Source organism: Nocardia sp. SYP-A9097 (assembly GCF_009649815.1).
Classification (GTDB): Bacteria; Actinomycetota; Actinomycetes; order Mycobacteriales; family Mycobacteriaceae; genus Nocardia.
Genome location: NZ_WJIC01000026.1, coordinates 66761 through 91436, shown reverse-complemented (window position 1 = coordinate 91436; position 24676 = coordinate 66761). Strand labels below are relative to the sequence as shown.

Below are 24676 nucleotides of genomic sequence, written 5' to 3'. Positions count from 1 at the left end.
CCGCTCATGGTAGCCAACACCATTCGCCCGGACTGATGGACTACGACGACCTTTCCGACGCAGGTGGTCGATGCGATACTTGACCCGGGTTCTGATATAGCGGAATGCGGGGTCCCGATGACCGTACTCATCACTGCGGCAACGACATTGATCGGCGTTGCGGTCGGCGGTTGGGTCACGCTCCAAGCTCAGCGCAGGCTTCTGCGACGTGATGACCACACGCAATGGCGTGACATCCGGTTGGCGGCGTACACCAGCTATCTGAATGCCTTTCGTGAGTACGTCGCCTATGTCCAACGCCCGGGCGCGCACATGTCAGTCGTGCCGCGGCCGCTGCCGCCGCACGACCCGATGCCGATCTTCGACGAATCGGGCTCGGGCTACAAGGAACGGCTGGAGGCGACCAAGACCGTTCTTCGCTTGGTGTCCGGGCAGCCGCGCGTGGTGCGCGCGTCGAACCTGATGGTGCGGTGCGCCCGGCAGATGGCCGCCGACCGCGCGGTGCACGCCGTCGAGGCCCTGCCGTCGGAGCGCTTCGAGCAACTGTGGTCCGCCGAGCGGGAGTTCGTGCTGGCCGCACGCGGAGAATTGGGCCTGCCCAACGATTTCGAGATCGGGGACCGACAGCCACGGGGAACCGACGGCGAGGGTGACGAGTTCGAGTTGTCACCGCTCGCGGTCTGGATTCAATATCCCGAATAGGGTCCGTCCAGCGCCCTGATGACGCTGGGGGCGAACTCGGCGCGGCGGATATGCGCGAAACTCAGGCGAAGCATGGCTGGTCGACGACGGCTCGCCTCATCATGCCGACGCTCTTCGAGCTTGTGCCGGAACTCGGCGAGCGGGAACCGGATATCGCGGTCGTCCCACAGCACTTCCGGTCCGGGCATGAGCATCGACTGGAAGAACCCTGGGTAATAGCAGTCCTGATCGTCTATGTAGTAGCAACGTGGAGATCGCAGCCAACCATTGCGGGCTTCGACCTCGTCTAGATCCGCGCGGTCTCGTCGGCCGGCGAAATCCAAGACGTCATCCCACCGATCGGTTCTCGACTCGCGGTTGTCCCGCAACGTCCTTCGGCGACCCGAGATCGGTCGCAGCAGGTCCGGTGTCGAACCGACCAAAGCGTACTTCAGCACCGGCGGTGTCATCACATGGATGCTCAGCATGTAGTCCGGGGCCGCGATTTCGCGTGGCAACATCGGATCCGGAACACCGTCGGACCACAGCCGGACCTTGTGACTGAACACTGTGCACTCGTCGTCGAGCTCGCCGATGAACACCTCGGCGCGCTGCCGGAATCGGTCTACATCCGAACTCCGCACGCACCTCACACCGGCCAGTGCGTCGGCGAGGGCGATCAAGTCGCTCGCCGTGTCGACCACGATGATCAGGTCCAGATCCGATGCTCGCTCGCCATATCGATTGCCCCGAACATTGTAGTAGCGACCGTAATTCATCGATCCGATGAGCAAACCTGAGCTGCCTTTGTGATGGAGGACCGCTCGCAGGCAATGGACGTCGCGAAGTCTGCGGCAGGTCTCGACGATCGCTTCGCCAGTGCCCGGTCGCCATCTCGGATCCGCCGCCAGTGCTGGCGCCGAACTGAGAATGTCGAACTCGTAGTACCTACGGAACAGTTCGATATCGAGGTACTCCATGCCCTCTTCGTCCGCAAGAGCAGTCAGTGCATGCAGGCACATGGTGCCGTAATCCATTGCGTAGCTGGGCGAGACCCTTTCGAGCGCATCGGCGAACGCCCCCGCCAGTGAGTCCGGAACGTATCGGCCACCGCTGTCGATCTGCTGCACCTGTTGGCTGAACAGCGCACGCACCGCGCTCCAGTTGGCGCGCTGCGTGAGGCCCGGCAGCACATCGGCGACCCGATGGATCCGCCCTGCCGTCGTGTTGCTGGTCATGGTCCCAGCCTCGTGGCCGCCGCGGGTATCCCGTCCGCTGCGATTGCCTCCGACTGGCGGGACGCACGCTCGAGCTGCGAACTTACACAACCCATCCCGCGCGCCGAGGCGGGATAGGTCGGGACGGGACGGGACAAACGTTGAGAGTTCGTTGCCATCGTGATCCTGGGGATGGTGCCGACAGGTGTCACGGTGAGTCAACCGCTCCGGGACCCATTCTGGCTTTAGGTAGAACGGGCCGGCAGCAGCCACCAGCTATGCGGGGCCTCGGGCGGCTCGCAGTCGCGCCAGCTTCGTAGCCGACACACGTTCCGCAGCAGGGATTGTCATGTCCGGGATGTCGACGCCTTCCACCACGCTCATGACAAGCCCTATCCCATACCGGACGTCCGGAAAGCAGAGATTCCCGGCGGCATCCGCCATCTTCCAGCGCGGTTCACAATGGGTGGTCTCCACCGCGGGCGCGGTCACAAGGACCGAGATATCGACCGTCTCATCGGGCAGGGTGTCCGCGATGCGGACACGTGGGGCACTGCGCACGAACCCGAATCCGGTTGGCGGGCCCAGCCGTATCAGCCACCGGTCGACCCATGGCACCGTGCCCGCGTTATACAGCCGCCACACCTTCTCGAATCGGTGGTTCGGCGGAACCATGATCCCGTCGGGGACTGTGACATCGCAAACGAAGGCGGAGACATCGCCGGGTATCGGGTAACCGAATGCGGGCAACCGGGAGGGTTCCGAACGCGGTGGAGCAGCGAGGCGCACCTGCTCCCAGTACTGCATCAGATGCGGCGCACCGGAATTGAACAGCTCGTCGTACAGCTGAACCAATTCTCGCCCTTGGTTGGGTGTCTGATCCCCGTCGTGCGCTTCCGCGCGATACAGCGTGGCCTTCGCCCAATGGGTGCGGGCTACCCCCTTGGCGTGCAGCGTCTCGACCGCGCGAATCAAGTCCGGGTCGACGCCGCCCGGACCATTGTCGCGATAGCGGGTCAACTCCTCGTAAAGCCTTAGCAGGGGCCATAGTTCACGGCCATCGGCATCGTGGTGCCGACGGCGGGTCGATCGCATGAGTGCGGCGAGATCCCGGCGCGAAGGAGAGCCTGCGGACATAGCCGGATGCTAACACCGCAGTTCGGCGGCGGGACGATGACTGGATTCCGGCGAATTCCGAAGCAGCCTTGGTGACTTATCGAGGGCGTGGTTCGTCCGTGGTCGAGTCGGCGGCGCTCGGGTTATGTTCGGCGGCTAGCGCAAGTTCGATGACGCGAACCGCATCGTCCGCGTTCGCGGCTGTGATGACCACGTCCTTGGAGCCTTCCGGGCTCAGCTTGATAGTGACTGTGACATCGGTACGCCGCGATCGGACAAAGTCAGGCAGCGTCTTGATCGCCACCATCAACGCACTGCCGGTGGCCGCGATCAGCTCCACGAAGGGGACAGCATCCGGGACACCCATCAACGTATCGGGGTAGTCCAAGGCAGCGGAGGGGGTCGACGTAATGAGGTGGTTTTCCAGTACGTGTTGATCGCTCGAGGTCTGCGTCTTGAGCAACGCACCGAATTCGCCAAGATCCCTGACTCTGATGCCGATGGTCACATCTCCCCCTCGCTGCCGATGTTGTCGAGATCATGTCATGAGAGGATGACGAGTTGCTGTGTCGCCCTTGTCATTGCGACGTAGCGGTCGACTGCCCCTTCAATTCCGGAACCGAACTTTTCCGGGTCTATGACGATGACCAGGTCGAATTCGAGGCCCTTCGCCAGCTCGGGGGTCAGCGAGCGGACGCGGGGTTGGGGCTGGAATGTCGGATCGCCGATTACGCAGGCTATGCCTTCGCCTTCGGTGTGGTCGGCGAGCCAACCTTCGACGACCGAGTTCAGGTCCGTGACGGAAGCGTGCAGGACCGGAATTCCGCTGCGGCGGATGGAGGTTGGGACGTTGGCGTCGGGGAGGGCGGCTCGGATGATTGGTTCGGCCTCGGCCATGACCTCCTCCGGGGTGCGGTAGTTGACGGTGAGGCCGGCGATGGTGATGCGGTCCAGGCCGACGCGTTCGAGGCGGTCCTGCCAGGATTCGGTGAAGCCGTGGCGGGCCTGGGCGCGGTCTCCGACGATGGTGAAGCTGCGGGATGGGCAGCGCTGCAACAGCATTTGCCATTCCGCGTCGGTCAGCTCCTGGGCCTCGTCGACGACGATGTGTGCGAATGGACCGGCCAGGACGTCCGGGTCGGTGATGGTGAGGGCGGTCTCGTCGACCAGGTTGTTCTTCAGGTCCTGCTGTCGGAGCATGGTTATCACACCTTCGCCGTCATCGTGGACTGCGGAGGCGATCAGGTCGCTGATGACATCGGCCATGCGGGCGCGTTCGGTGGCGATGATGGATTCGTTGCGGCGCTTGTTGCGGGCCGCTTCCGGATCGCCGAGTCGGCGCCGGGCCGCGTCCAGGAGCGGTAGGTCCGAGACCGTCCAGCGTTTGGCGTCCGCGCGTTGCAGGGTTCGCACTTGCTCGGGGGTGAGCCAGGGTGCGGAATTGCGCAGGTAGGCGGGGACCGACCACAGGTCGGCGACCAGGTCGGCGGCTTCGATCAGGGTCCAGGAATTGTTCAGGGCCGTGCGCAGTTCCCTGTTCTGCCGCAATGACTCTCGCAGCGCTGCGGCCGGAATGTCGCTGTCGTGTTTGTCCGCGAGGATGGCGAACAGGACCTCCCGGATCTGCTCGTGCGCCTCATTGTGCGGGGTGCCGGGTTCGGGCGCTTCGAATGCCTCGGCCCAATCGTCGGGGCTGAGCCAGACATCGGCCCAGTCGGTCGAGACGGTCATGCCCTTGGCGGGCGGCTGCTCGTAGAATTCGACGGCTTTGTCGATCGCGCGCACCAGGTCCGCGGCGGATTTCAGGCGAGCCACCTCCGGATTCGACTCGATCTCCGCGTACGCGCCCTCGGCGACGAGGTCTCGCAGCGTGCACGATTGCACGCCCTCCTCGCCGAGATTCGGCAGGATATCGGCGACATAGGCCAGGTACGGCTGATGCGGGCCGACGAACAGCACTCCGCCCCGGCGATGCCCCAGGCGCGGATCGGCATACAGCAGATAGGCCGAACGGTGCAGCGCCACAACGGTTTTACCGGTACCGGGGCCACCATCGACGACGAGCGAGCCCTTGGATCCCGCACGGATGATGGCGTCCTGATCGGCCTGAATCGTGCCGAGCACATCCCGCATACGGGCCGACCGGTTGGTACCCAAGCTCGCGATGAAGGCCGACTGATCGTCGAGCGCGGCGTCGTTCTCGAACCCGTCGGCGGTGAACACCTCGTCCCAGTAGTCGCTGATCCGGCCCAGCGTCCAGCGGTACCTGCGCCGGCGCACCAAACCCATCGAATTGCCGTGCGTCGCGGCGAAGAACGGTTCGGCCGCGGGGGAACGCCAGTCGACCAGCAGTCGATTTCCCGCGTCGTCCGTCAGGCCCAGCCGTCCGACATACACCGGCTCGGAATTATCCGCGGTGATGAAGTGCCCCAGGCACAGATCCAGGCCGAAGCGGCTCAGCCCGCGCAGGCGCGCGGTCAACTGCCGAACCTCCTGATCCCGCTCCACGGCCTCCTGCCCCAATGAGACAGGTGCCTTGCGCACAGCATCGAGACGGTCGTTCAAGTCCGCGATGGACTGCTCGAGGCTCTCCGCGATGGCCGCGAAGTGCGTGCGGTCCTCGGCGATCAGTGCAGCGTCGGATTTGGCCGTCAAACGCTCCGGCAGGTTGAACGCATCGATGGTCACAGGGCTCAGGTCTCCCAAAGCGCAACTCCTCATTTCCGCAGGTTCAGGCGTAGATGAGCGATTCTGCGGCATGACCCGGGTCTTGCGGCAAGCCCCCGGGTGCGATATAAGTTGAGAGTGGGAAGGAGTTGTTCTTCTTCCCTTCTTCATTTCCAATTCGGCACCACCACAGCGAAAATCGTCGCTTGACGCTCGCGCTATGCTCTTCCGCCATGGGGAGAAACTCCGCGGTCTGCTTTGCATTCGCTGTCACCATGACCGTAGCCGGTTGCGACAATGTCAGCGGTCTCGATACCGACGCATCGAAAGCGTCCGGCCCGTCGACCAGCAGCGCAAGCCCAGCGGCCACGCTCCCGGCGATAATGACTCCCGCGATGACCGCCACCATCGCCGCCTCCGGCCCGCTGTCGCCGTGCACCGACAAGGATCCGACGAAGCCGGACTGCACGCTCCAGTCCACCGACTCCACCGAACTCGGCTTCACCGTGCGGCACACCGGAACCGGCCGCAATGGCACGCTCACAATCGAGGTCACCAACCCTGACGGCACGGCGGCACAGTCCATTACGGAGTCGAAAGTCGAAGCCGACGCACCGCGTCCGAAGCTCCTCGACACCGATGCGGACGGCCGCGACGAACTCCTGATTCCCCTGACCGTCGGCCCCGGCGGAACCGAATACGCCGTCTACCACGCCACCGGCACCGAATTCACCCGCGCAGGCGAATTCACCACCGCCACAATAACTTCCACCTCCGACGGCTACACCGTCACCGCAGCCACCGTCCCGGGCCACACCTACACCTTCTGGACCTACGACTCCGACAAACTCATCCCCCTGCTGACGGCTGAAGTCACCAACACCGAGTGCGCAATCACCAAGGCCCCCAACCTCTCCCGCACCGGTTTCACCACCCTCTCCGCCGCCCAATCCCACTTCTGCGCAGACCCCGCCATCACCAACTGACCCCACCCTGAAACAACGCCGGGGTTGGGAAGCTGATCGATGGCGGGTGGTGAGCCCGAATTACCCGCGTGGCAGCAAACTTTGGGCCGATTCGTGATGTAAAGCATTCCTTGACAAGTGGTTTGGCGTAAAGGCAGCATTTACATATGAATGATGCACAGCACAGGGATCCCGCCGATGAGCGTGCGGTCCTGGCAAAACTCTTGTCCACCAATGCCGAATTCCTCGCCGAGGTGCTGCATCCCGCCGAGGGCGCACCCACCCCCTCGGTCATGGCTGCCCTGCGCGCCGCCCGCAGCCTGGACAGTGTGGTCGACGATGTCCTGCGTTCACTCGTGCAGCAGGCCCGCGACGAAGGCCGCACCTGGGCCGAGATCGGCGAGATATTCGGCACCTCCCGTCAGGCGGCATTCCAACGCTTCGGCACCGGCGGCGGCATCCAGGTCCCGCCCACACCCCACTTCCCGAGAATGCCCGATATGCCACCCATGCCCGAAATACCGAAGGCCCCACCCATGCCACACATCCCGGGCTGGCCACCCACCCCGCCGATGCCGCCGCACCCCGGCTCCTGAAACCCCTGTGCGTGTTGGGTTCCCGCCATGAAGACCGCCCATCCGCCCCGGAGCCCACCGCCGACTCCGCACCGTCGTCCACGGAGACATTTGCCGCCACCCCGCATTATTTCGGCGGTTGCGCGGCGGGCAGTGAGATCGTTTCGACTTTCTGCCAGAGCGTGGCGGATCGGTGGCGCAAATGCTGGGCGACACGGGGTTCGAGGTGCTGGAGGATCTCGGGGCGGCGAGATTAGCCTCGCGCTATCTCGATCGTTCGGTCGAGGGGTATTCCGGCGAACCCCGTGTGATTCGAGCGCGGGTCCGCAATACTGCTGGACTCCTGCCCAGTTCACCTGTTGTCGCCTGAGGAGATTCATGCGCCCGCACACCCGTCGCCACGCGCTCGTCACCCTGGCCGCCGTCGCGACCGCGCTCCTCGCGAGCGCCGCACCTGCCCAGGCAAGCCCGGCGACCGTGCCGGGACTCGGCGGCGACTTCTACTGGGGTGTGGCCTCGGCCGGATTCCAATCCGAAGGGCATGCGCCGGACAGCAATTGGCTGCGGTACGCGAATAATCACGCCGATTACGACCAATATGGCGACAGCGTCGACTTCTACACCCGCTATGCCTCCGATATCGCGCTCGCCGAGGATCTCGGGGTGAACGTCTATCGGCTCAGTATCGAATGGGCGCGGGTACAGCCCCGGCCGGGCGTGTGGGATGAGGCCGGATTCGCCTTCTACGACAAGGTGATCGCCGCCATTCGCGCCGCCGGGATGCGGCCCATGCTCACCCTCGACCACTGGGTATACCCGGGCTGGGAGGTCGATCGCGGCGGCTGGGCGAACCCGAGCATGCTCGACGACTGGCTCGCCAATATGCGCAAGGTGGTCGACCGGTACGCGAGCGACAATCCGCTGTGGGTCACCATCAACGAGCCCTCCGCGTACATGATGAACGAGGTCCGCAATGGCGGTCTGCCGGTCACCGAGGTGCCCGCCATGCAGGAGCGACTCGCCGCCGCGCACAACAGCATCTACGACCACATCCATCGGGTGCAGCCGGGCGCGATGGTGACCAGCAATGTCGCGTACATTCCCGCCGCCGATCCGATCGTGAACGGGCCCATGCTCGACAAGATCGGAGCCAAGCTCGATTACATCGGCATCGACTACTACTACGGCATGTCGCCCGAGGTGCTCGCGCAGTACACCGCGTACGCGCAGGCGGCGCTGTGGAAACTGCCGTTGCAGGCCGAGGGCATCTACTACACGCTGCGCCACTTCGCCCAGCTCTTCCCGGGCAAACCGCTCTACATCATCGAGAACGGGATGCCGACCGAGAACGGGCTCCCGCGATTCGACGGCTACACCCGCGCCGACGACCTGCGCGACACCATGTACTGGATCCAGCGCGCCAAGGGCGACGGCATGAACATCATGGGCTACAACTACTGGAGCCTGACCGACAATTACGAATGGGGTTACTACACACCCCGTTTCGGCCTCTACACCGTCGACACGCTCACCGATCCGGCGCTGACCCGGCGGCCCACCGACGCGGTGGACGCCTACCGGCTGATCACCCGCGACGCCGGTGTTCCCGCCTCGTACCTACCGACTCGATTGCCCGCGACCTGCTCGCTGGTGGACGCGACGGCCAGCTGCACCGATCCGGTCACCCTGCCGCGCTGAGCGCCCGTCCCGCACCGATATTCCGAGATCGACCCGGGTGACATTCGCGCTCGTCGCCCCGGGCTGTGTCGCATCACACGTCACATCCGCACCATGCGACACGCATCCACGTGAGCCAAAATTCAGCTATCGGCCAGTTACGCTCCGATTCGGGACATTCCGACCACTCGTCCCGGAACAGGAGTCCCGATGCGCACACAGCTGCACCGTCTCGTCCTGGCCGGGATCGCCGCGGCCTCCACGCTGCTGCCGGTCGCCGCGGTCGGGTCCGCCACTCCCGCCGCCGCCACCTCGGCCGCGCACGGATCGCTCGGCGAGAACTTCCTATGGGGTGTGGCCGCCTCGGGCTTCCAGTCGGAGGGCCATGCGCCGGACAGCAATTGGACGCGGTACATCCAGAACAATCCGGATTGGGACAAGTACAAGAACTCCATCGACTTCCGCTCCCGCTACCCCAATGACATCGCCCTAGCGGCGAGCCTGGGCGTGAAGGTCTTCCGCATCGGCATCGAATGGGCGCGCCTGCAACCCACCCCGGACTCCTGGGACGAGGACGGCTTCGCCTTCTACGACTCGGTCGTGGACACCATTCTCGACAATGGCATGCGACCCATGCTGACCCTGGACCACTGGGTGTATCCGGGCTGGGCACTCGACCGCGGCGGCTGGAACAACCCGGGCATGGTGCAGGACTGGCTCACCAATATGAAGAAGGTGGTGGACCGGTACGCCACGCGAAACCCGGTGTGGGTCACCATCAATGAGCCGGTCGCGTACATCATGCACGAGGTGCGGCAGAACGATACCGTCGCGGACAATATGCTCGACGAGGTCGCTCGGGCGCACAACGAGATCTACGACTACATCCACAAGGTGCAGCGCGGCGCGCTGGTGACCAGCAATGTCGGCTATGTGGCCGGCGCGGAGTCCGAGGTCAACGGACCGCTCATGGAGAAGATCGGCGACAAGCTGGACTTCATCGGCATCGACTACTACTTCGGTATCGAACCGCCCAAATCCAATGCGGTATCCCAGCCCGACGGCTCGGTCGCCGCACCCAAGGGCATGTGGGATCTGCCGGTCCGGCCCGAGGGCATTTACTATGCACTGCAACACTATTCGGAGAAGTTCCCGGGCAAGTCGCTATGGGTGGTGGAGAACGGTATGCCCACCGAGGATGGCAACCCGCGCAAGGACGGATACACCCGCTCCGATCATCTGCGCGACACGGTGTACTGGCTGCAGCGCGCCAAGGCCGACGGCATCAACCTGGTCGGCTACAACTACTGGAGCATCACCGACAATTACGAATGGAGCTCCTACACACCACGTTTCGGGCTCTACACGGTCGATGTGAAGGCGGATCCGAATCTGGCGCGCACGCCGACGGACGCGGTCGAGACCTATCGCCGGATCGTGGCCTCGAACGGGGTGCCCGCCAGTTATGCGCCCGTCCGCAGTCCGTCCGATTGCGCGCTGGTCGATCCGCCCGCCAGCTGTGAGGACCCGGTGACGGTCCCGTAGGTGCGCTCAGTCGTCGAGTTCGCGGACCGCGCGCTCGATCTCGGCAGCCAGGGTCGCGCCGCCCACCTCGCGGGCGGCGGCCCGATAGCGTTCCTGGAAGCGAATCAGGTCCGGGCGCACGCCTTCTCCGCCGTAGCTGGTGCCGACGGCGTCACGGAAGGTGCGCACCATCTCATCGGCCAGCTCGGCGATACGGACGCGGATGAGCGTGCGCAGCGTGCCGGACAGCGAGATGTCGGTGCCCACGTCGTAAAGCACCAGCGCGCCGGTAAGCATGGCGGGCTCGGGAATTCGCCAGCGCTGCCCGTGCGGTTGCACATAGCCCGCGCTCACCAGTTCCGCCAGAATCTCCAGCCTGCGATCGCCGAGCACCTCGGTGAGTTGGTCGTCGTCGATGATCGAACCCGCATCGCTGTCGGGATAGCGTGGGTCGAACAACTCGCGCCAATCCCCCTCGGGCGGCACCTCGGCGTCGAATACCTCGCGGATCGCCTCCAGGCGCAGGCCGCGCGCCTGCATGGCCGCTATCGCCTGCAGTCGTTCCAGGTGCTCGTCCCCGTAGACCGACTCCTTGCCCGCACGTCCGGGCTTGGGCAGCACTCCGAGCGAGTGGTAGTAGCGAATGGTGCGCGCGGGCACCCCGCTGAGTTCGGCGAGCTGGGAGCGGCTGTATCGATCCACGCGAACAGCATAGATACCGCGACCGGCTGACGTTGACAGTGGCAACTGTCCGCGTTAGCGTAACCGCCGCCACACTGTCGACGACGACAAGGGAGTTTGTGATGAACCGACGCGAGACCGACTTCGATGTACTCATTGTCGGATCCGGATTCGGTGGCAGCGTCACCGCGCTGCGTCTCACCGAGAAGGGTTACCGCGTCGGTGTATTGGAGGCCGGACAGCGGTTCACCGATGATCAACTGCCCGACACCAGCTGGGACCTGCGCAAGTTCCTGTGGGCTCCCAAGCTGGGCTGCTTCGGAATTCAGCGGATTCACCCGCTGCGCGATGTGCTGATTCTCGCGGGCGCGGGCGTCGGCGGTGGATCACTGAACTACGCGAACACGCTGTATGTGCCGCCGCAGCCGTTCTTCGAGGACGCGCAGTGGCGCGATATCACCGACTGGCGTGATGAGCTGCTGCCGTACTACGAGCAGGCACAGAAGATGCTCGGCGTGGTGAAGAACCCGCATATGACGCCCGCCGACGAGGTGTTCAAGCAGGTCGCCGAGGATATGGGTGTCGGCGACACCTTCGTGCAGACTCCGGTCGGGGTGTTCTTCGGTGAAGCGGGCAAGAAGGTCGCGGACCCGTACTTCGGTGGCGCCGGGCCCGAGCGCACCGGATGCATCGAATGCGGTGAGTGCATGACCGGATGCCGGCACAATGCCAAGAACACCCTGGTGAAGAACTATCTGTATCTCGCGGAAAAGGCTGGGGCGCAGATCATTCCGATGACCACCGTCGAGGCGGTGAAGCCGCTGCCGGACGGCACCTGGGATGTGAACACCGCGCGCACCGGGACCTGGTTCCGTAAACAGCCCAAGACCTATACCGCCGCGCATGTGGTGCTCGCCGCCGGCACCCGCGGCACGCAGCAGTTGCTGTTCGCCATGCGCGATCAGGGCACGCTGCCGGGGCTCTCGGATCGGCTGGGTGTGCTGACCCGCACCAACTCCGAATCGATTGTCGGCGCGGCGACCCGCAAGGTGAATCCGGATATCGATTTCACCCGCGGTGTCGCCATCACCTCCTCGATCCATCCCACGCCCGACACCCATATCGAACCGGTCCGCTACGGCAAGGGATCCAATGCCATGGGCCTGCTGCAGACCCTCATGGTCGACGGCGGCGGGCGCGTACCGCGCTGGCTGCGCTTCCTGGGAACCGTGCTGCGGCATCCGCTCGACATGCTGCAGTACCTTTCGGTGAAGAACTGGAGTGAGCGCACCATCATCTCGCTGGTGATGCAGCATCTCGACAATTCGATCACCACGTACACCAAGCGCGGGCTGTTCGGGCGCAAGCTGACCTCCAAACAGGGTCACGGCGAACCGAATCCGACCTGGATCCCCGCGGGTAACGAGGTGACGCGCGCGGTCGCCGCGAAGATCGGTGGCGTCGCGGGCGGGTCCTGGGGTGAGGTCTTCAATATCCCGCTCACCGCGCACTTCCTCGGCGGCGCGGTCATCGGCGCCGATGCCGGCAGCGGTGTCATCGACCCGTACCACCGGGTCTACGGCTACCCCACGATGAGCGTGGTCGACGGGGCCGCGGTGTCGGCGAACCTCGGGGTGAATCCGTCGCTGACCATTACCGCCCAGGCCGAGCGGGCCGCGGCCATGTGGCCGAACAAGGGTGAGGCCGATACCCGGCCCGAGCCCGGGACCGGCTACCAGCGCATCGCCCCGGTCACACCCAACCGGCCCGCGGTGCCCGCCTCGGCGCCCGCTGCGCTGGTGTTGCCCATCGTCGAAATCCGCGGCGGCAAGACCGAATCCGCCTGATTCGGAGATCGATCCCGCCTGATTCTGTTCGAGCCCCGATTCCTGCCATTGGAATCGGGGCTCGAACTGCGGAGATGCTCGTTGTATTCTCATAGGTGTGGGTTATGAGTGGCTGCTCTCGGCAGCGATGAACCTCAATGGCGGTCTGACCACCGATGAGGTGCTCCGGGCGCTGGCCGACGCACCACGCCGCTGGGTCCAGTCCGTTTTCACCAAGAACGGCGCGCCGGGTCTGTCGGTGTGGACTCGTACCCCGGCCGGGACTCCGATACTGGTGGTCCTGCGCCCATTGGGCGGATTCGATCATCAGATCGTCTACGCAGCACCGATGACATCCGACCAGGTGACCGCTTTCGAGGAATGGGAGGCGAACCAATGAGCAAGCGCCACAACGAGTATCGCGACCTCGCCGAAGCCGAGGAACTAGCCGCTGCCGCCGCCGCAGGCGAACTCATCTTCGGCGCGACCATCGCCGCCGACGAGGTACTCCCCCCACCCGCCGCCGTCCCCGACTCCGCCGAGGACACCCTGGTGGTCACCACGGTCCGGCTCACCGTCCGCCAACGCCGCCGAGCCGAGGAGATCGCCCGCAAACGCGGCACCGACCTCTCCTCCCTGCTGCGCGCCTGGGTGGACGAAGGCATAGCCGAGGACAGCGACGACTACGCGGTCTCCGCCGCGGAAGTAAAACGTCTCCTGGCGGGCCTGCGCCGCATCGCATAGCCCATGCGAAGCAGAGTGACTCGAATTGCAAAACTTGCCATGAAAGAAATACGAACCGGTAGTTCGGTTCGTTTCGGAACGACGGCAATTCCCTTCTCTTCCGGCTGTCCGGCGCGCATACTTCAGAGGTAGTTCCATCTCGGGGCGAGGATCTACGATCTGCCGCGACGATGCGGTGAGTTCACTTAATTCTCCGACCAGGGAATATGCAAATGGCCAATCTCGACACTGCTGAACTCAACCTCGAATTACGCAATTCCAGAGCGCGCTGGGCAGCGCGCGAGACGCCGCAATCACAATTGAACGATGCCGGGAAGAAGGCGTTGCTGGGGGTGGTATTCACCCCCTCCGATCTGGCACTGGCGGCGAATATGCCGCGGGAAGCCGGCGCAGCCGAACCGGAGGCGTTCGCGCCGGAGGTGGACTGGCGCAACCACAATGGCAATCACGTCACCTCGGTCAAAGATCAGAAGCACTGTGGTTCCTGTGTGTCGTTCTGCTGCACCGCCGTGGTGGAGTCGATGGCCTCGATCGAGCATTCCCAGCTGCTCGATCTCTCCGAGGCGGACTCGCATTTCAACTCGAGCCACGGCCCGAGCTGCGGCGGCTGGAATGCGAATGGCTGCATGGAACAGATCAAACAACGCGGGGTGGTCGGGGACACCGCACTGCCGTATATGAACGCCTTCGACAATCCGCCGCAGACCGATCCGGCGAATGGTTTATGGAAACCCTATCAGCGGCCGACACCCAATCGCCCGGCGACGCAGGTCTCCATCACCAGCCACGGTCTCGTCACCGATATCACCGCACGCAAGAACTATCTCTCCCAGGTAGGTCCATGTGCGGCATCATTCGATGTCTACGACGATTTCTACTCCTATGGGTCGGGGGTCTATCACCATGTCAGTGGAACGCTGCTGGGTGGCCACTGCGTGGAAGTCATCGGCTATTCCGAGGCCGAGCAATGCTGGATCGCGAAGAATTCCTGGGGCACCGGCTGGGGCATGTCCGGCTTCTTCAAGATCGCCTATGGTGACTGCAATTTCGACACCTACTCCTTCGCGACGTCGCAGGGGGTGAAACTGCCCGCGACGGCCGGCTGGAGTGGCTGGGAATCGCTCGGCGGCATTCTCACCTCCAAGCCCAGCGCCGTGTCCTGGGGACCGAACCGCATCGATGTCGTCGTTCGCGGTGCGGATTCGGCCACCTATCACCGCTGGTGGGATGGGGCCAATTGGGGCGGCTGGGAGTCGCTCGGCGGCGGGCTGCAGGGCGGTCCGGCGATCTGCTCCTGGGACGCGGGCCGACTCGACATGTTCGCCACCGGCAATGACCATCAGCTGTATCACAAATGGTTCCAGGGTGGTTGGAGCGGCTGGGAGGCACTGGGCGGCGTGCTGTCCTCGGATCCGGCGGCAGTGTCCTGGGGACCGAACAGGATTGACGTCTTCGCGCAGGGCATGGATTCGGCCATGTGGCATCTGTGGTGGGACGGCGGCCACTGGGGCGGTTGGGAAAGCCTTGGGGGCGTGCTCGATTCGGCTCCCGCCGCCGCGTCGTGGTCGGCCGACCGGCTCGATACCTTCGTCAAGGGTGCGAACAGCCAGCTGTTTCACAAATGGTGGAACGGGTCGAAGTGGAGCGACTGGGAGAATCTGGGCGGCTACGTCGCCGGCGATCCGGCCGCGGTGTCCTGGGGACCCAATCGCATCGACGTGTTCTATCCCGGTATCACCTTCCAAATGATGCACAAATGGTGGGATGGTTCGCGGTGGAGCGGTGAGGAGAGTCTGGGCGGACAGCTCAGTTCCGGGGTAGCCGCGGCCTCCTGGACGGCCGGCCGATTGGATTGCTTTGTCGAAGGGACGAATTCGAGCATGTTCCACAAATGGTTCGGATGACGCTCACCGCCACCGTCGGGGAAGTCTTCGAGATCGACCTGAAGTCGACCCCGACCACCGGCTACCGCTGGCAACCCACCGACCTCCCCGCCGGCATCGAACTCACGGAGTCCACCTTCACACCGATCCCCGATGCCGAGCCCGGAGACGGTGGCACACAACACTTCCGCCTCCGCGGCACCACCCGAGGCCACTACACGATCGAGTTCCGCCTCGAACGCTCCTGGAACAACGAGGCCGTCGACACCCACACCACAGACATCGACATCACCTGACCCTGATCCGAGCCCGCACCGGCCGCTGTCCGGACGGCGGCCGCTCGGTCGAATCGGATCGGGCTCGAGGGATGGCTGTCAGCGGGCGTGGATGTGGGCGAAGCTCATGGGGGAAGTTGGGGGTGGGACCGAGCCCAGGGGGGCGCGGAATTCTTGGAGGGCGGGGAGTACGTCTGCGTGGCGGGCGGCGTAGCAGCGGACCTGTGGGAGGGCGTGGGCTACCTCGGTGCGTTCGAGGGGTTCGGCGTCTATGTAGCCGACCTGGTCCAGGCCTACGCCCAGGGTTTGGGCTATGCGGGTGATGGCGGCGGATTTCTTGCCCCAGCCGACTTCGACTACGGCGAAGCGGTCGTGTAGGCCGTGTTTGCGGAGTTGTGCGACGGTCCAGGCGAATTCGCCGCGGCTGGCTACGGCGTGCATGACGCCGCGCTCGCGCAGGATGCGCAGGGCACGCACCGCTTCGGCGCGCAGTGCGCCGTCGGTCGTTTCGCAGACCACGCCGTCCCACAGGGCGTTGTCCACCTCCCAGACAAGACATTTCACAGTCGGTATGTTCATCCTGCCCCTACAGTCCTCCCAGCCTTCCCTTGCCGCGCGCGGGCGGGCTCGGGTTCGGCATCCACATCCGGTACCACGGGTGTGGGCGACCCCCACTTTCGAGAACCGCCCGGCCGTGACATCGTAGGTGCCGTCTGGGCCAATGTGCCACCGCTGGCTAATCCAGGACACCGGCATCGGAGTGCCGCTGATGTCGGCGTGATCATCCGATGATCGGCGCTGACATGGTCCGATGCGATCGCGAGGAACGGAAAGGGGCGAAGCCGATGCGGCGGCGCTGGAAACTATCGGGTGGCTTGCTGGCGCTCATGCTCGCGCTGAGCGGTTGCGGGGCGGCCGAAGAATCATCGCCGGTTATCGTCGGCTCGCTGACCGCGCTCGCCCCGGCCGCCGCGCCCGCGACCACCCCCACCGGTCAGCCCATCGCCGATCCGAAGGTCGCCTCGGTGCCCACCGTCGACCCTTTCGCCGATCAAACCCTGATCGACCGCACCGAATGGACCGATGCGGTCGACGGCCGCCGCCTGCTGGTGTATCCCACCGACGCCGGTCGCCAGGACACCTTCCCGACCGTCGGCGAGCGCGCCTGGCAGGAGGTGGTCGTCGACTCCCCCGATGCCGATACACCCGGTATGCGTGATCAGTTCATCTGCCACTGGGAGTGGGCGCGCCTGGTGCAACCCGATAAGCCGAGTTGGAATCTGGAGCCGTGGCGTCCGGCCGTGGGTTATCAGGCGACGGTGAACGCGCTGTGTAATCCCGGCGGCCCCGAACGCTGACCCTTCGTTTCCGGCGGTAACCAGAAAGCATCGGCGAAACCGCTTGCCCGCGAGAACCTTCGAGCCGCTGTGAAAATATGCGTATCGTTGGTGGCGTCCAGCGCGTACTCCTGAGGAGGGAGCGGCACGGTGCGGTCCTGTGCGCCTGCGCGGCATACCGAGCCCCCCGCCCGGGATGCCGCACCCTCGCGCCGCATGTTCCCGGCATTGCGCGAAACCGAAGCGGTATACCTGGATTCGGCCTCGACCACGCAGAAACCGGAGTCGGTGATCGCCGCGGTCAACGGCTATCACAGCGTGCGCACCGCCAATGCCGGGCGCGGCACCTATGCGTGGGCGACCAGTCTGACTCGCGAGATCGAGGCCGTGCGGGAGCGAATGGCCGGATTCATCGGCGCGCACTCCGATGAGGTGGTGTTCACGGGCGGTTCGACGGCCGGGCTCAATGCGGTCGCCTTGTCGTGGGGGCTGACGAATCTGCGTGACGGCGATGAAATCCTGTACAGCCCACGCGATCACGCGTCGAACGTGTATCCGTGGGTGCGGTTGCGGCAACTGCTGGCCGGCTTCGGCCGCACGATCGGATTGGTGCCGTATCGGGTGAACGGGCTCGGCGAGGCCGATATCGACGATATCGCCGCGAAGGTGAGTCCGCGGACCCGGTTGATCGCGGTGAGTCATCTGCATCACGTGTTCGGGGCGCTGACGACCCTGGAGGAATTGCGCGGGCGGCTGGATCCGTCGATCGCGGTGTGTTTCGACTGCAGCCAGAGCGGCGGGCATCTCCCGGTGGATGTGGCCGAACTCGACGCCGATTTCGCGGTCTTCGCCGGGCACAAGATGTTCGGAGCACCCGGCACCGGGGTCCTGTATTGCCGGCGCCGCCGTCATGCCGAACTCGACCCGTTCCTGCCGGGCGGTAATTCCGGTGTCTTCCTGGATGATTCGGGATTACTCCCGGGCCCGATGCCGCAGCGCATGGAAGGCGGCACCCCCGATATTCCGGGTATCCTCGCTCTCGGCGCGGCCTTGGACACACTGGACGATATCGGTCTCGACACCATCGGCACACACAATCGCGCCCTCACCCAGCGCCTGATCACCGGTCTGCGACCGGTCCCCGGCCTGGAGTTCCTGCCCGGTCCCGCCTATGCCCCGTGCGAAACCGGTTACGGCATAGTCTCTTTCACCCTCGCCGGAATCAGCGCCCAGGACCTGGGCTTCGTGCTGGGTGAACTCGGATTCCTGGTGCGCGCGGGCGCACACTGCGTACCGTCGAACAATGAACCGGGAGATGAGGATTCGGTGCGGGTGAGTACCCACATCTACAACACCTTCGACGAGATCGACCGCTTCACCCACAGTGTCGCCACGATTGCCGAGGAGGTCTCCTCATGACGACCAATGGTCACGAACCCCGCTACGACCGGCGCGCGGCCTCCCGTGTGCTGGCCGTGCTGGCTCGCCCGGGACTGTGCGAGGGGGTCGCGGTACCCGCGGGCAGCACCATCGAATACACCTGTGCCCCATTGCGTCCGGAGCCGGGATCGCCTTTGACGCTGTCGCAGCGACTGTATCTGGAACGGTTCATGCGACCGTGCCGGGCCGAACAAGTCACCAGCGCGACGCATCGCATCGCGTGGACCGACAGCGACGGTATCCCCAATACCGGGCACTTCCACTCCGGTGGGCTGGGTCCGATCGTGCCGATCGCCATGCGCGAGGCGGTGCTGGCGCTGTGGCGCGCCCTGGGTGCGAATACCGCGCTGACGCATTGCATTTCAGCCCTGTCCGAGCGCGAGCGCGATGTGCTGGCGGGTACCACTACCGATCATGAACCCCTCGATATCTTCCGGGTGGGCATCGAGGCGTGCGGGCGCGCGCTCGCGCAGCACGCCCTGCTGGCCCGTTGGACGCCGTACCGTACCCCGGTCGAATTCGCGCTCGGCATGCGCGATTCGGGGATCTACGGCGCGGTCGCGACCCGCTGGTATTGGGAACTACAGGCCTCGAGTTACCGGCGCGGCATGATCGCGGTCACCCTGGCCACGCAACCCGATGGCACAGTGCGTTATTCGGCCGAATCGGTGGCGACCCTGCGCGCCATGAAGGATATGACCATCGAGGACGCGCACCGGGTGATGCGCCGCGCCACTCACGCCGAGGGGCTGAGCATCGCCGAGGCAATCGCCAAATACCATGACGAGCTCGATCTGATCTCCCGCCAATACGCGCTGCTGCCGCCGGGCACCCGCCCCGCCTGTCTGGCCGCGATGCCGCATCAGCTCGACGGCGAGCATTACAGCCTGCTGCCGGTGGTGGTGGACCGTTTCACCGAGGTGTTCACCGCGCTCGCGACACGGTTGACCATTGCCGAAGTGCCGGTCGAAACCGCCTCGGCCACCGCCGAACTCGCCGCCCAGGAGCAGATCTTCTACGTCCCCGATATGACCTGCAAGCACTGTGTGCGCACCATTACCGGGGTCCTGGAGTCGATGGATATCGGCGTGCACGATATCGACCTGATCTCCAAGCGCGTCGCGGCCGAATTCCGCAGTCCGCGGAACCGCCAGCGCGCCTTCGAAGCGTTACGTGACAGTGGCTACAACCCCACCATCGATCTGCCCGCCACCACCGAAACCGCGCTGCCCGCGACGGAACCCGCCGTATGAGGGCTTCGGCTCCGCCGCGACTCCCGGCGAAGATCGATCCGCTGGTGCGCGCGTTCCTGGCGGCTCCCGGTGCGGCCGAGTCCGCGCTGACCAGGTTCGGTTCACCAGCGCATCTGGTGTTTCCGCAGGTCTTCGCCGCGAACCTGGAGCGGCTGCGCACCGTGCTGGAGCATGGGCCGGGGTATCGGATCTGCTACGCGCACAAGGTGAATCAGTCGCGGGCGTTCGTGCGCACGGCCGAGCGGGCCGCGATCGCGATCGATGTGGCCTCGCGGGCGGAACTGGCCGGGGCGATGGCGGCCGGATTCGACCCGGCGCGCATCGAGGTGACCGGTCCGAAAGGGGAGGCGTTCCTGCGCGATCTGATCGGCAGCGGCGTGACCGTCAATATCGACAATGTGTGGGAGTTGCGGCGCATCGCCGAGCTCGCGGGTGCGCGCGCGAATGTGCCGGTATTGGTGCGACTCTCAGGTTTCGCGGCCACACCGGTGAGCCGATTCGGTGTCCCCCTGTGCCAGGTGGACGAGGTCTTCGAGGTGCTGACCGCCGAGCGCGGCCGGATCGCGTTCCGCGGCTTCGCCTTCCATATCGACTCCGGCGAACCGGGTGAGCGCCTGCGCGCGGTGGAGACCTGCCTGGAGCTCACCGAACGCGCCTACTCGGAGGGGCTCTCCCCCGGCGTGCTCGATATCGGCGGCGGCTTCCGGCAGGTCTTCACCGAGGACGCCGACGCCTTCGACGCCTATGTCGGCGCACTGCGCGAATCGCTGCTCGGTCGCGGCGAGCCGATGGCATGGGGCGGCAATACCTTCGGCTTCCATCTCGACGGCGGCGCGGTGCACGGCACACCTGTGTTCCACAAGTACGCCAATACCGTTCCCGCCGACCGCATGCTCGCCGATCTGCTGGACGCCGGACTCGAAGCACACGGCGGCCGCACCTTCGCCCAGGTGGCCGCGGAGAACCTCCTCGAGGTGTGGCTCGAGCCCGGTAAGGCGCTGGTCGATCATGCGGGAATCACGCTCGCGCGAGTGGAGTTCGTCAAGGAGACCGCCGACGGCAGTGTGCTGGTCAACCTCGATCTCAGCCGCGATACCGTCACGCCCGCCGATCAGGAGGTGATGGTGGATCCGCTGCTGCTGCCGGGTTCCGCACACGCCCAACCCGATTCCGGACCGGTGGGGGTATTCCTGGCCGGGCGTTTATGCCTCGAGCGCGATCTGATCACCAATCACAAGGTGTGGCTGCCGCACCGCCCCCGGCCCGGGGATCTGATCGTCTTCCCCAATACCGCTGCCTACCATATGGATTTGTCGGCAGCGCGTGCGTCCATGCATCCACTGCCGGCCAAACTCGCTGTCGTACACCGTCCCGGCGGATACGAAATCGGTCACGACGACGAATTCGACCCCGGAACACTCGGCCGGGAATCGGTCGGCCCGATATGGCATGGGGTGCAATGATGCGCTACGACCACATCACCGAACTCATCGGCAATACCCCGCTGCTGCGCCTGGATCCCGCCGTGCACGGGCTCGAAAATATCGAGCTGTACGCGAAATTGGAGTTCTTCAACCCGTTCGGTTCGGTGAAGGACCGCGTCGCCTGGGGCATGATCCGCGATGAACTCGACACGATCGTCACCGGCGGGCAAACCCTCATCGAGGCGTCCAGCGGCAATACCGCCAAGGCACTGCGCATTCTGGGTGCCATGCACGGGGTCGGTTTGCGGGCGGTCACCAATCGCATCCGGGTGAGCGAGGTGCGCGAGCTGCTGCAACTGTTCGGCACCGATATCGAAGAGCTGCCCGGACTCTCGGAGTGCCCGGACCCGACCGCACCCAATGATGTGTACTCGGTGATCGAATCGACCATGGCCAAAGCGCCAGGGGCCTGGCATCACCCGTCGCAGTACACGAGTGAGAAGAATATCGACGCCCACTACGAGGGCACCGGCCGCGAAATCCACGAGGATCTGGCGCACGATGGCATCACCCGGGTCGACTATCTGATCGGCGGACTCGGCACCACCGGTTCCACGCGCGGCGCGGCAACGTTTCTGCGCAAACACAATCCGGAGTTGAAGGCGATCGCGGTGGTGTCCGAGCGCGGTGATTTCATTCCGGGTATCCGCTCGGAGACCGAGATGTGGGATGTGGGGTTGTTCCAGCCGGACTTCTACGATCGCACTATCGCGGTCGAGGCCGGAATGGCAGTCGATGCCACGCTGGAATTGGCGATGCGATACGGGGTGCTGGCCGGACCCACCAGCGGAGCCACCTATGCCGCGGCGCTGGAACATTTGCGCGCACTGCCGGATTCGGCCGAGCCGCGGGTCGCGGTCTTCATCGTCTGCGACCGCATCGAACCGTACCTGTCCTATATCCGCAAGCGCCGCCCCGAATTGTTCGGCCGCGCCCACCGCCCGGCGCCCCCCGATGCCACCGAACTCGCCGCCACCCCCGCGCTGACCCCGGACGAACTCGAAACCCTGGACCGCGACGCCCGTCCCACGATCGTCGACACCCGCGGGGCCATGGCCTACCGCATTGCCCATGTGCCCGGTGCGCTCAATATTCGAGATGATCAACTCGACGATATGTTCGCCCACGGCGTCCCGTTCTCCCGCTCGCGCCCAGTCGTTTTCGTCTGCCCGGTCGGCGAACTCTCGCTGCGTTTCGCCGCCCTGGCCCGGCGCGCCGGATATGAGGCCTCGAGCCTCGCGGGCGGAATCGCGGCCTGGCGCGACAGTGGCAAACCCATGGAGTCCGCTCCGCGCGCCCCGCTCTGACCTCAGATGCGAAATGGCAGTCGAGGCACACAGTTCGGACCACGTCATCGCCGATCGGGTCCGAGGCCGCGGATGCGGGCGCTGACACACCCGGCCGATGCGGGATTCGGACACTCGCCCTGGCACGATGAGCCTCGTGGAACTGGCGTTCGGGCTCGTCGTATTGGTGGCGGCAGCGGTCGCATTGGCGGCGCTGGCCCGCCGGATGGGTATGGGCGAGCCGTTCGTGCTCACCATCGCCGGAGTCCTGGCCTCGTATCTGCCGTTCGTACCGGAGTTCGATATCGAACCCGAACTGGTACTGCTGGGCTTGCTGCCACCGCTGCTCTATACGACCGCCATTCGCACCTCGCTGATCGATTTCCGGCCCAAGAAGGTCTCGATCACGATGCTGTCGGTGGGGTTGGTGTTGTTCACCGCGTTCGCGGTGGGCGGCATCGTGTATTGGCTGCTGCCGGTACCGGTCGCGGCCGCGATCGCGATCGGCGCGGTGGTGGCCCCGCCGGACGCGGTCGCCGCGACCGCGGTGGCGCGCCGGGTCGGTATGCCGCGGCGGCTGGTCACTCTCCTCGAGGGTGAGTCGCTGTTCAATGACGCGACCGCGCTGGTCACCCTGCGCACCGCGATCGCGGCGCTGGCGGGTGCGATCACGATGTGGGAGGCGGGCGCGGATTTCCTCGGCGCGGCCGGTGGCGGTGCGCTGTTCGGTGTCGTGGCGGCCATGGTGCTGGCGTTCCTGCGCCGGCGCATCAACGATCCCGTGCTCGATACCAGTGTCTCGCTGCTCGCGCCGTGGATCGCGTACCTGCCCGCCGAGGCGCTGCACGCCTCCGGGGTGATCGCGGTGGTCACCTGCGGTCTGATTCTGGGACATGGTGCGCCGCACTGGCAGTCGGCGGCCTCGCGGGTCGCCGAGCATACCAATTGGCGCACCATCCAGTTCCTGCTGGAGAGCGCGGTGTTCCTGATCATCGGATTGCAGGTGCGTCATATCGTCGAGGACGCCTGGCACAGTGATCTGCCGCACCAGACGCTGGTGCTCACCTGTGCGGCGGTGCTCGCGACTGTGATTGTGGCCCGGCCGATCTGGGTGTATCCGGCCACCTACTTCGCCTGGTCGGTGGAGGGCCGGCGGCAGGGCAAACCCCGGCCGGCGTGGACCGGTCCGGCCGTACTGTCCTGGGCGGGTATGCGCGGCGTGGTCACCCTGGCCGCGGCCCTGCTGCTGCCCGCCGACACGCCGGAACGCGCCACGCTGATTCTGCTCGCGGTCGTGGTCGTAGCCGGAACCTTGCTGCTGCAAGGACTCTCACTCCCGCTGCTGGTGCGCCTGCTGCGACTGCGCGGCCCCAGTCACGCCGAAGACCTACTCCAGGAAGCCAATCTGCTGCAGCAGGCCACCGCCGCGGGACTCGAGGCCCTGGAAGCCAATATCAGTGAGGAGACCCCGCCCGATATCGTCGACCAGCTGCGCAATCAGGCGGTGGCACGCGCACAATCGGCGTGGGAACTGCTGGGGCGCTCGGAATCCCAGCGCATCACCCCCAGCGGCGAATACCGGCGCCTGCGCCTGGCCATGCTCGCCGCCGAACGCGAAACGGTGCTGCGCGTGCGCGATGCGGGTCTGGTCGAGCACGAGATCCTGCAGGCGGTGATGGCCACCCTCGACCTCGAGGAATCCACCATCGACCGTATTGCCGAAGCCGATGACGACGGTCGCGAATTGCTCATGGCCCCAACCACTTCCGGCGGGTGCGAACATTTGCACGAGGCCCCGCACACCAAGGTCCCCGATACTCCCGACGCCTGCGCCGAATGCCTGGACGAAGGCCTGGTGTGGGTGCACCTGCGCATGTGCCTGACGTGTGGGCATGTGGCGTGCTGTGATTCGTCACAGGGCAATCACGCCACCAAGCATTTCGACGGCACCGGGCATCCGGTGATGCGCAGTGTGGAGCCCGGCGAATCGTGGCGCTGGTGCTACCTGGACGAACTGCTCGGATAGCGTCCGGTTCGCAAGAGAT

The 24676-nt window shown here is 65.3% G+C and carries 23 protein-coding genes; 16 read left to right on the top strand and 7 right to left on the bottom strand.

The annotated features are described in order from the left end of the window. The first annotated feature begins 147 nt into the window (after positions 1-147). Positions 148-702: a hypothetical protein gene (locus tag GFY24_RS33460; RefSeq protein WP_153809111.1), complete on the top strand. Its 555-nt coding sequence runs from the start codon at positions 148-150 to the stop codon at positions 700-702. Here the strand turns inward: GFY24_RS33460 and GFY24_RS33455 are convergent. The 5 genes from GFY24_RS33455 to GFY24_RS33435 all read right to left on the bottom strand — a co-directional run bounded on the left by GFY24_RS33455 (position 687) and on the right by GFY24_RS33435 (position 6090). Continuing rightward, complete coding sequence (locus GFY24_RS33455) at positions 687-1919, bottom strand: hypothetical protein (RefSeq protein ID WP_153809110.1); 1233 nt, start codon at positions 1917-1919, stop codon at positions 687-689. The two genes, GFY24_RS33460 and GFY24_RS33455, sit on opposite strands and share 16 nt — an antisense overlap. Before the next feature lie 255 nt (positions 1920-2174). Then, positions 2175-3035, bottom strand: a complete 861-nt coding sequence (locus tag GFY24_RS33450; RefSeq protein WP_153809109.1) for an NBR1-Ig-like domain-containing protein — start codon at positions 3033-3035, stop codon at positions 2175-2177. 76 nt (positions 3036-3111) lie between these two features. Continuing rightward, complete coding sequence (locus GFY24_RS33445; protein ID WP_153809108.1) at positions 3112-3522, bottom strand: hypothetical protein; 411 nt, start codon at positions 3520-3522, stop codon at positions 3112-3114. Between the two features lie 35 nt (positions 3523-3557). Beyond that, positions 3558-5711: an RNA polymerase recycling motor ATPase HelR gene (gene helR, locus GFY24_RS33440; protein WP_153809139.1), complete on the bottom strand. Its 2154-nt coding sequence runs from the start codon at positions 5709-5711 to the stop codon at positions 3558-3560. A gap of 34 nt (positions 5712-5745) precedes the next feature. Further along, complete coding sequence (locus GFY24_RS33435) at positions 5746-6090, bottom strand: hypothetical protein (RefSeq protein ID WP_153809107.1); 345 nt, start codon at positions 6088-6090, stop codon at positions 5746-5748. Between GFY24_RS33435 and GFY24_RS33430 the strand changes: the two genes are divergently transcribed. The 4 genes from GFY24_RS33430 to GFY24_RS33415 all read left to right on the top strand — a co-directional run bounded on the left by GFY24_RS33430 (position 6077) and on the right by GFY24_RS33415 (position 10443). Beyond that, on the top strand, positions 6077-6667 hold the full coding sequence (locus GFY24_RS33430; protein ID WP_153809106.1) for a hypothetical protein: 591 nt from the start codon (positions 6077-6079) through the stop codon (positions 6665-6667). The two genes, GFY24_RS33435 and GFY24_RS33430, sit on opposite strands and share 14 nt — an antisense overlap. A gap of 146 nt (positions 6668-6813) precedes the next feature. Next, on the top strand, positions 6814-7242 hold the full coding sequence (locus tag GFY24_RS33425) for a hypothetical protein (protein WP_153809105.1): 429 nt from the start codon (positions 6814-6816) through the stop codon (positions 7240-7242). A gap of 357 nt (positions 7243-7599) precedes the next feature. Continuing rightward, positions 7600-8919, top strand: a complete 1320-nt coding sequence (locus GFY24_RS33420; protein WP_153809104.1) for a family 1 glycosylhydrolase — start codon at positions 7600-7602, stop codon at positions 8917-8919. A gap of 189 nt (positions 8920-9108) precedes the next feature. Beyond that, complete coding sequence (locus GFY24_RS33415; protein WP_153809103.1) at positions 9109-10443, top strand: family 1 glycosylhydrolase; 1335 nt, start codon at positions 9109-9111, stop codon at positions 10441-10443. Positions 10444-10449: 6 nt separating this feature from the next. Here GFY24_RS33415 and GFY24_RS33410 read toward each other — a convergent pair whose 3' ends face one another. Continuing rightward, on the bottom strand, positions 10450-11124 hold the full coding sequence (locus GFY24_RS33410) for a MerR family transcriptional regulator (protein WP_309231639.1): 675 nt from the start codon (positions 11122-11124) through the stop codon (positions 10450-10452). A 101-nt stretch (positions 11125-11225) separates the two neighbouring features. On the opposite strand from GFY24_RS33410, the gene GFY24_RS33405 reads away from it, so the two are divergent. The 5 genes from GFY24_RS33405 (at position 11226) to GFY24_RS33380 (ending at position 15852) form a co-directional block, all read left to right on the top strand. After that, positions 11226-12950 (top strand): GMC family oxidoreductase N-terminal domain-containing protein, encoded by a 1725-nt coding sequence (locus tag GFY24_RS33405; protein ID WP_153809102.1) that lies wholly within the window; start codon positions 11226-11228, stop codon positions 12948-12950. 97 nt (positions 12951-13047) lie between these two features. Further along, a complete protein-coding gene (locus GFY24_RS33400; protein WP_153809101.1) occupies positions 13048-13329 on the top strand; it encodes a hypothetical protein in 282 nt (93 codons plus the stop codon). Beyond that, positions 13326-13673 (top strand): hypothetical protein, encoded by a 348-nt coding sequence (locus tag GFY24_RS33395; RefSeq protein ID WP_153809100.1) that lies wholly within the window; start codon positions 13326-13328, stop codon positions 13671-13673. The genes GFY24_RS33400 and GFY24_RS33395 overlap by 4 nt, the downstream gene beginning before the upstream one ends. 212 nt (positions 13674-13885) lie before the next feature. Next, a complete protein-coding gene (locus tag GFY24_RS42455) occupies positions 13886-15577 on the top strand; it encodes a C1 family peptidase (protein ID WP_228566887.1) in 1692 nt (563 codons plus the stop codon). Beyond that, positions 15565-15852: a protease inhibitor I42 family protein gene (locus GFY24_RS33380; RefSeq protein ID WP_153809099.1), complete on the top strand. Its 288-nt coding sequence runs from the start codon at positions 15565-15567 to the stop codon at positions 15850-15852. The genes GFY24_RS42455 and GFY24_RS33380 overlap by 13 nt, the downstream gene beginning before the upstream one ends. Before the next feature lie 78 nt (positions 15853-15930). On the opposite strand, the gene GFY24_RS33375 is transcribed toward GFY24_RS33380, so the two are convergent. After that, positions 15931-16395, bottom strand: coding sequence for a hypothetical protein (locus tag GFY24_RS33375; protein ID WP_309231638.1), 465 nt, complete (start codon positions 16393-16395; stop codon positions 15931-15933). Between the two features lie 281 nt (positions 16396-16676). Here GFY24_RS33375 and GFY24_RS33370 point away from each other — a divergent pair, with 281 nt between their 5' ends. The 6 genes from GFY24_RS33370 to GFY24_RS33345 all read left to right on the top strand — a co-directional run bounded on the left by GFY24_RS33370 (position 16677) and on the right by GFY24_RS33345 (position 24657). Next, positions 16677-17189, top strand: a complete 513-nt coding sequence (locus tag GFY24_RS33370) for a DUF2599 domain-containing protein (protein ID WP_194853115.1) — start codon at positions 16677-16679, stop codon at positions 17187-17189. Between the two features lie 195 nt (positions 17190-17384). After that, positions 17385-18587, top strand: a complete 1203-nt coding sequence (locus tag GFY24_RS33365; protein ID WP_153809097.1) for an aminotransferase class V-fold PLP-dependent enzyme — start codon at positions 17385-17387, stop codon at positions 18585-18587. Further along, entirely contained in the window at positions 18584-19861 is a 1278-nt protein-coding gene (locus GFY24_RS33360; RefSeq protein ID WP_153809096.1) for a heavy-metal-associated domain-containing protein, read from the top strand. Before GFY24_RS33365 ends, GFY24_RS33360 begins: the two co-directional genes overlap by 4 nt. Further along, positions 19858-21324: a decarboxylase gene (locus GFY24_RS33355; RefSeq protein ID WP_153809095.1), complete on the top strand. Its 1467-nt coding sequence runs from the start codon at positions 19858-19860 to the stop codon at positions 21322-21324. Before GFY24_RS33360 ends, GFY24_RS33355 begins: the two co-directional genes overlap by 4 nt. Further along, positions 21306-22652 carry a pyridoxal-phosphate dependent enzyme gene (locus GFY24_RS33350; RefSeq protein ID WP_228566886.1) on the top strand — a complete coding sequence of 449 codons (1347 nt, stop codon included), beginning with the start codon at positions 21306-21308 and terminating at the stop codon, positions 22650-22652. Before GFY24_RS33355 ends, GFY24_RS33350 begins: the two co-directional genes overlap by 19 nt. A 127-nt stretch (positions 22653-22779) precedes the next feature. Continuing rightward, on the top strand, positions 22780-24657 hold the full coding sequence (locus GFY24_RS33345) for a Na+/H+ antiporter (RefSeq protein ID WP_153809094.1): 1878 nt from the start codon (positions 22780-22782) through the stop codon (positions 24655-24657). The last annotated feature ends 19 nt before the right edge of the window (positions 24658-24676 follow it).